The sequence below is a fragment of the Mycobacterium sp. genome, from assembly GCF_019243155.1.
Lineage (GTDB): Bacteria > Actinomycetota > Actinomycetes > Mycobacteriales > Mycobacteriaceae > Mycobacterium.
On sequence record NZ_JAFAUS010000067.1, the window covers coordinates 1 to 7,235 of the forward strand.

Below are 7,235 nucleotides of genomic sequence, written 5' to 3' on the forward strand. Positions count from 1 at the left end.
CGACGAGTTCGACGGTTCGGTATGGGCGCAGGTGACCGCGGACCATCTCGGCGGATTGCCGCCGAAGGTCGACCTCGAGCGCGAGCAGCTGCTGGGCGAGGTGCTGCGTTCGGCGTCGCGCGACGGGCTGCTGTCCGCGGCGCACGACCTATCCGAGGGCGGTCTGGCGCAGGCGATCGTGGAAGCCGCGCTGGCTGGTGAAACCGGTTGTCGCATCGTGCTTCCCGAGGATGCCGATCCGTTCGTGACGTTGTTCTCCGAGTCGCCGGGCCGGGTCCTGGTGGCGGTGCCGCGCAGCGAGGAGAGCCGGTTTAAGTCGATGTGTGAGGCGCGCGGTCTGCCGGCGGTCCGCATCGGCGTCGTCGATCAGGGCTCCGACGCAGTGGAGGTGCAGGGTCTGTTCACCGTCCCGCTTTCCGAATTGCGCGAGACGTCGGAGTCGGTGCTGCCACGCCTCTTCGGGTGACTCGTGCGTTGTCTCTGGCCGCCGCGCTGATCGGCTGGAGTTTCGTCTCTCCGCGACTGCCCACCGGGTGGCGGGTCGCGCTGCAGGCCGGCGTGGGCGGGCTGTTGGTGTCGGTGACTCGTGCGCCGTTGGGTCTGAGCCCGCCGCGGTTGTGGGCGGGGCTGCGGCTGGGATCGGTGACCGGAGCGGCGGCGGCCGGCGCGATCGCCGCAACGACCGCGGTGCCGCCGGTGCGCCGGTCGATGGCCGGTCGCGAGCTGCCGGCGCCCGTGCCGGCCTGGCTGCTGGTGCGCATCCCGCTAGGCACCATCTGGGCCGAGGAAGCCGCATTCCGCGCGGCGCTGGCCCGCACCGGTTCCGATGCCTTTGGGAAAGACGGCGGAAGGTTGTTGCAGGCGGCCACCTTTGGGCTCACGCACATCGCGGACGCCCGGGCGACGGGCGAGCCGGTGGTCGCCACGGTGCTGGTCACCGCCGTCGCCGGCTGGCTGTTCGGCTGGCTGGCCGATCGGTCCGGCAGCCTCGCCGCACCCATGCTGGTGCACCTGGCCATCAACGAGGCGGGGGCGATCGGCGCGCTCACCGTCGCGCGGCGCTCCCGCAACGAATCCCGGTAGCGCGGGGTGTCGCGACTATACTCACCCAGGTGCACCGCCTGCGCGCCGCGGAACATCCGCGGCCGGACTACGTTCTGCTACACATCAGCGACACCCATCTCATCGCCAATGGATCGCTCTACGGCGAGGTCGACGCCGACGGCCGACTGGGCGAACTGCTCGCCCAGCTGACGACCTCGGGGGTTCGGCCCGATGCGATCGTCTTCACCGGCGACTTGACCGATGCCGGTGAACCCGAGGCCTACCGCAAAATTCGCACGGCGGTGGAGCCGTTCGCCGCCGGCTTGGGCGCCGAACTCGTGTGGGTGATGGGCAATCACGACGACCGGGCCGCGCTGCGCAGCTTGCTACTCGATGAGGCACCGTCCATGGCACCGCTCGACCGGGTGCGCCTGATCGACGGCCTGCGCATCATCACCCTGGACACCTCGGTGCCGGGTTATCACCACGGCGAAGTCAGTGAATCTCAATTGGATTGGCTCGCAGCGCAATTGGTTCACCCGGCGCCGCACGGCACGATTCTTGCCCTGCATCACCCACCGATACCCAGCGTCTTGGACATGGCGGTCACGGTGGAACTGCGCGACCAGGCCGCACTGGGGCGCGTCCTGAAGGGAACCGACGTTCGCGCGATCCTGGCCGGGCACCTGCACTACTCGACGAACGCCACGTTCGTGGGGATTCCGGTGTCGGTGGCCTCGGCCACCTGCTACACCCAGGATCTGACCGTAGCCGCGGGGGGTACGCGGGGCCGCGACGGCGCCCAGGCCTGCAGCCTCGTGCACGTCTACGAAGACACCGTTGTGCACTCGGTGATTCCGCTCGGCGCCGGAAAGACCGTGGGCACCTTCCTGACTCCCGCCCAGGCGCAACGCGAGTTGGCCGAGAGCGGCATGTTCATCGAGCCGTCCCGACGCGACTCGTTGTTCAGCCACCCTCCCGCGGTGCTGACACCATCGGTTCGGCAAAACCCCGCCGATTGACGTCCGCCGTCACCTTCTCCCAGGGCGCGGGTATCGGGTAGTAGCGCTCCAGGAAACTGGTGACGCGCTCGGTGCGCTCCTGGGCGGAGACTTCGGGGAAGCTGCTGTCGTTGAGGCAGAAGAAGTCGTAGCCGCGCTTCTTGCGCAGCAGGGCTAACAGGTCGAGTCCCTCGCGGGTGGTGGTGTTCACGTACAACACCTTGGCCTTCTCCTGTTGCACGGCGCGCCCTGTCATCAGCGCGTAGTAGTGGTAGAAGGAATTGGTCACCGAAATGTCCGTGGCCGAGCGAAACTGACTGGCCTGCGTGCGGGCGAAGTCCTCCGGGAATTCGCTTTCCATCTGCCGCAGCACACTTTTGCGCAGCGGAACGGCGGTGTGCTCGAGGTGGCGGGTGATGACTTGTCCGAACCGCTCCTTGATCAGTTGCCGGTTCACCCGCGCCGCGTTCTCAAACCCGCTGCGCGTGGGATCGTTTGCGCCCAAACCGATGCGGGTCTTCGCCTCGATGAATCGGGTGATGCCGCCGGGGGAGAAGAACATGGTGGCCTTGACGGGCCGGCCGAAGAACATGTCGTCGTTGGAGTACAGGAAATGCTCGCTGAGCTCTCCGATGTTGTGCAGCTGGCTCTCCACCGCGTGCGAGCTGAAGGTGGGCAGCGCTTCCGGGTCCGAGAAGTGCTCCTCGGCGCGCACGATGGTGATCTTCGGATGCTCGGCCAGCCAGGCCGGCGGTCGTGAATCGGTTGCGATGAAGATTCGACGCACCCAGGGCGCGAACATGTTCACCGAACGCAGGGCGTACTTGAGCTCGTCGATCTGCCGAATGCGGGCCTCCGCGTCGTCGCCCTCACCCGCCACATACCCCGACATCTGCGCCGCTCGCTGGGCCTGGAAATCGGGGTCGCTGCCCTCGACCCAGGAGAACACCATGTCGATGTCGAACGTCACGTCGCTTGCGTGCGGCGCGAACATTCCCTTGATGGTCGGCCATTTGTAGCCGTACAGCTTGACGGTTGACGGCTTGAACTCACTGCGCGGCAGCACCGTTCGGGTCAGTGAGTTCTCCACCGGGCATCGGATCACCGTGTCCTCGAAGACCCAGAACTGCAGCTCCACGCCGAACGCCGGGCCGTACCGCAGGCCTCCCGGCGCGATCCGGCGCCGATACAGCCGCATGATCCGCGGATCCTCCAGCTCCGACAGCCGCCCCTTGGCGATCAGGACCGGTGAAATTCCCTTTTCGTCAACCGTTTTGGCATACATGGGCTCGGTGGCGCAGGCCGCGACGAGTGCCTGTTCAACCGCCGGACGCAACTCGATGTCGACGGCGAGGATCGGCCGGCCTTTGTGATTGCGAACCAACAGGAACGGAATGCTGGCACGCGTCAATGCCTTTCGCACGAAGACCAGGTCCTCGATTCGGGCCTCGTGAGGAGTCAACCGGGACTCCAGGCGGGCGATCTTTCCGCGCCGGGTGACGATGATCGGCTCGAGGGAGCGCCCAGCGGGCCGACCGCCTTCGCGCGTCTCGAACTTGGCCATGACCCCATGGTGCCGCCGAACCGACACCGCCTGCAAGGCAGTGAATTTAGCGAACCCCTCGACACCTGAAGGCAACGTCGTCTTCACACACCGTTCAGGCGCGGCGCGAGGTCAGGGGTTGATGGTCTGGTCACCCACTTGCCGGCCCCACACGTACTCGACGATCAGCGGCGAACCGAGGTCGAAGTGGTTGTAGGGCGCCATGCTCGCGCCGGTGTCCATCACCAGGAACGGCGCGGGCCACAGATTCCGGGTGATCGTCTGCCAGCAGCCCGGGGCTCCGCCCGGTCCACCCCTGGCGTTGGTGCGTGGCAGGTTCTCCGGCCAGATGTACGGGAAGGTCGCCCCGGCCACCGCGCCCGAGGCGTGCGCCCCCAACGCATAGCCGTTGTCGCCGAGTGCGTTGTGAATCTTGGGCCCGACCTCGTTGAAGTTGCGGATGGTGCAGAAGATTTCGGGGCTGTACGTGTCGAGCAGCTGGCTGGATGGGACGAGGTCCGTCGCCCCGCGCGACAGAAACGGGCCGGCGCGTTCGAAGACCTCCGCGCCGCTGTTGCCCTGCCCGGCAGCCGCCAGCAGTGCCGCGTCCAGCTCGCCCTGCTGCCGGTCAAGCGTGCGGGCGGTGGTCACTGCGTGGTCGAGCGCGTGCCACAGATCCGGCGACGCGTCCGCGTAGGTCTCGCCCAGGGCCGCCAACTGCGCGGTGTCGACGCGAACTGTCGGCAGCCGCGGGTTGAGGTCGTCGAGAATCGCGTTGCCGTTGCTCAGCGAGACCCCGAACTTCTCGCCCAGCCCGGTCAGGGCCTGTGCGGCCGCGCTGAGAGTCAGGTTCACCTTGACCGGGTCGATCTTCTCGGCGATCAATGTGAGTGTCTCGAACAAGGAGTTGAACTCGGTGGTCACCGCGGTCGCATCGATGACGGTCGACGGCGAGATCGATTGCGGCGACGGGTTTGTCGGCGAAGTCAGCGCGACGTATTTGTTGCCGAACACGGTCGTGGCCTTGATGGCGGCCGCCACGTTGGCCGGGATCTGCCTGACGTACTTCGGGGTGACGTTGAGAACCACCTTGGCGGTGGGCTTGCCGTCACGGGTGATCTCGGAGATGGTCGACACCCGGCCGATCTGGACACCGTTGAAGGTGACCTTGGAACCCGGGTCCATCACCAGGCCCGCCCGGGGCGCCACCATCGTCAACCTCACGGACGGCGTGAGCTCGCCCCGGAATTGCAGGTACAGGACCGAGGAGACCAGCCCCATGACCACGAGCGTCGCAAGGCCGACGGTTCTATATGGTGGCCGGCGCCCCAAAAGACGGCGATCCATGATTTTGAGACCCTAGGGTATGCCCGCGCGCGAAAAGGCCGATCCGGCAAAGACCCGGCAGGCTGTGTTGGCCGTCGCGGACTGGTTGCGCGACGAATCCCGCCCGGCGCCCGACCGCGCAGAGCTGGCGACCGCCGTACGGCTTACCGCCCGCACCCTGGCCGCCATGGCGCCGGGGCGCAGCGTGGAGGTGCGGGTTCCGCCGTTCGTCGCCGTGCAGTGCATCGCGGGGCCCACCCACACCCGCGGCACACCACCCAATGTGGCGGAAACGGATCCGCGGACGTGGCTGCTGCTGATCACCGGGATGTCATCGGTTTCCGAGGCGAAGGCCGCGGGCGCGCTGCGACTTTCCGGCTCCCGGGCGGGTGAAATTGAACACTGTCTGCCCTTGTTCGGTGTCAGCTGAATATAACTCTGAACTGCAGGTTTAGGGTCTTTGGCAGGTGATTTGCCGCTCAACACGCCCGGGGGATTCGGCGGCACGGCCATCGTGCCCGTAGACTCCGTTACGTCACCAACCGTTCCCCGGGGAGCCGCCGAATCGTGACCGTCCAGGAACCCGAGCAGGACTTCAACGCACCCCGTGAAGAATGCGGCGTCTTCGGGGTTTGGGCCCCGGGCGAGGAAGTCGCTAAACTCACTTATTACGGCTTGTACGCCCTGCAGCATCGCGGGCAGGAAGCGGCGGGAATCGCCGTCGCCGATGGATCCCAGGTGCTGGTCTTCAAAGATCTGGGCCTTGTCAGCCAGGTGTTCGACGAGCAGACGCTGGCAGCGATGCACGGCCACGTCGCCATCGGGCACTGCCGATACTCGACCACCGGCGATACGACGTGGGAGAACGCCCAGCCGGTGTTCCGCAACACCGCGGCGGGGACCGGAGTTGCGTTGGGGCACAACGGGAATCTGGTCAATACCGCCGAACTTGCCGCGCGCGCCCGGGACGCCGGGCTGATCGCGCGACGCTGCCCGGCCCCGGCGACCACGGATTCGGACATCCTGGGTGCGCTGCTGGCTCACGGCGCGGCCGATTCCTCGTTGGAGCAGGCGGCGCTGGATCTGCTGCCGACCGTGCGCGGTGCCTTCTGCCTGACCTTCATGGACGAGAACACGCTGTATGCGTGCCGCGATCCGCATGGCGTACGGCCGCTTTCGCTCGGGCGGCTGGACCGCGGCTGGGTGGTGGCCTCCGAAACGGCTGCGCTCGACATCGTCGGCGCGTCGTTCGTGCGCGACATCGAGCCCGGTGAACTGCTCGCGATCGACGCCGACGGTGTGCGCTCGACGCGGTTCGCCAATCCCACGCCCAAGGGTTGCATCTTCGAGTACGTCTATCTGGCGCGGCCGGACAGCACCATCGCCGGCCGGTCCGTACACGCGACGCGGGTGGAGATCGGCCGACGGCTCGCCCGCGAACGGCCTGTGGAGGCCGACCTGGTGATCGGGGTGCCGGAATCGGGCACCCCGGCCGCCGTCGGGTATGCGCAGGAGTCGGGCATCCCGTACGGGCAGGGCCTGATGAAGAACGCGTACGTCGGACGCACGTTCATCCAGCCGTCGCAGACCATCCGCCAGCTTGGTATCCGGCTGAAGCTCAACCCGCTCAAAGAGGTGATCCGCGGCAAGCGGCTCATCGTTGTCGACGACTCGATCGTGCGAGGCAACACCCAGCGGGCCTTGCTGCGCATGTTGCGCGAGGCCGGGGCCGTCGAGGTGCACGTGCGCATCGCCTCACCGCCGGTGAAGTGGCCGTGCTTCTACGGCATCGACTTCCCGTCGCCGGCCGAGCTGATCGCCAACGCGGTGCAAGACAAAGAGGAGATGCTCGAGGCGGTGCGACACGCCATCGGCGCCGACACACTGGGCTACATCTCGCTGCGGGGCCTCGTCGCGGCCTCCGAGCAGCCGGCGTCGCGGTTGTGCACCGCCTGCTTCGACGGTCAGTATCCGATCGAACTGCCCGGCGAAACCGCCCTGGGTAAGAACGTCATCGAGCACATGCTCTCGAACGCCGCGCGCGGCGCCGGCCTTGACGAGCTGGCACCTGATGAAGTCCCAGTCGTGCACTGACGGAACGCGGTTGCGTTTTATCAACGACGTTTGATACCGGGGGTCAGCGGCGACCGGTAGCCTTTATCGCGATGACGGACCCCGGAAAAAGCCCCGGACGAAACCCAGGCGGCCAGGGCATCACCTATGCGACGGCTGGGGTGGACATTGAAGCCGGCGATCGCGCCGTCGAATTGTTCAAGCCGCTGGCGACGAAAGCCACCAGACCCGAGGTGCGAGGTGGGCTG

General features: G+C 67.0%; 7 protein-coding genes and 1 pseudogene. 6 read left to right on the forward strand and 2 right to left on the reverse strand.

All coding sequences use genetic code 11. From position 1 onward, the window contains the following. The 3 genes from JOZ00_RS03495 to JOZ00_RS03505 form a co-directional block, all read left to right on the forward strand. Positions 1-466: AIR synthase-related protein (locus JOZ00_RS03495; RefSeq protein WP_293339678.1), on the forward strand; the 466-nt coding region annotated here is incomplete at its 5' end. After that, positions 463-1,083 (forward strand): CPBP family intramembrane glutamic endopeptidase, encoded by a 621-nt coding sequence (locus tag JOZ00_RS03500; RefSeq protein ID WP_293339681.1) that lies wholly within the window; start codon positions 463-465, stop codon positions 1,081-1,083. The genes JOZ00_RS03495 and JOZ00_RS03500, both read left to right, overlap by 4 nt. A 29-nt stretch (positions 1,084-1,112) precedes the next feature. Continuing rightward, a complete protein-coding gene (locus tag JOZ00_RS03505; protein WP_293339684.1) occupies positions 1,113-2,066 on the forward strand; it encodes a phosphodiesterase in 954 nt (317 codons plus the stop codon). Here JOZ00_RS03505 and JOZ00_RS03510 read toward each other — a convergent pair. Continuing rightward, a complete protein-coding gene (locus JOZ00_RS03510) occupies positions 2,011-3,609 on the reverse strand; it encodes a stealth family protein (RefSeq protein WP_293339687.1) in 1,599 nt (532 codons plus the stop codon). The genes JOZ00_RS03505 and JOZ00_RS03510 overlap by 56 nt on opposite strands. Before the next feature lie 111 nt (positions 3,610-3,720). Further along, positions 3,721-4,935, reverse strand: a complete 1,215-nt coding sequence (locus tag JOZ00_RS03515; RefSeq protein WP_293339689.1) for an MCE family protein — start codon at positions 4,933-4,935, stop codon at positions 3,721-3,723. Between the two features lie 19 nt (positions 4,936-4,954). Between JOZ00_RS03515 and JOZ00_RS03520 the strand changes: the two genes are divergently transcribed. From JOZ00_RS03520 to JOZ00_RS03530, 3 genes and pseudogenes are all read left to right on the forward strand, one after another. Further along, positions 4,955-5,344: a sterol carrier family protein gene (locus JOZ00_RS03520; protein WP_293339692.1), complete on the forward strand. Its 390-nt coding sequence runs from the start codon at positions 4,955-4,957 to the stop codon at positions 5,342-5,344. Positions 5,345-5,481: 137 nt separating this feature from the next. Continuing rightward, complete coding sequence (purF, locus tag JOZ00_RS03525) at positions 5,482-7,008, forward strand: amidophosphoribosyltransferase (RefSeq protein WP_293339694.1); 1,527 nt, start codon at positions 5,482-5,484, stop codon at positions 7,006-7,008. A gap of 71 nt (positions 7,009-7,079) precedes the next feature. Then, a pseudogene (locus JOZ00_RS03530) lies at positions 7,080-7,235 on the forward strand (phosphoribosylformylglycinamidine cyclo-ligase); the annotation flags it as partial.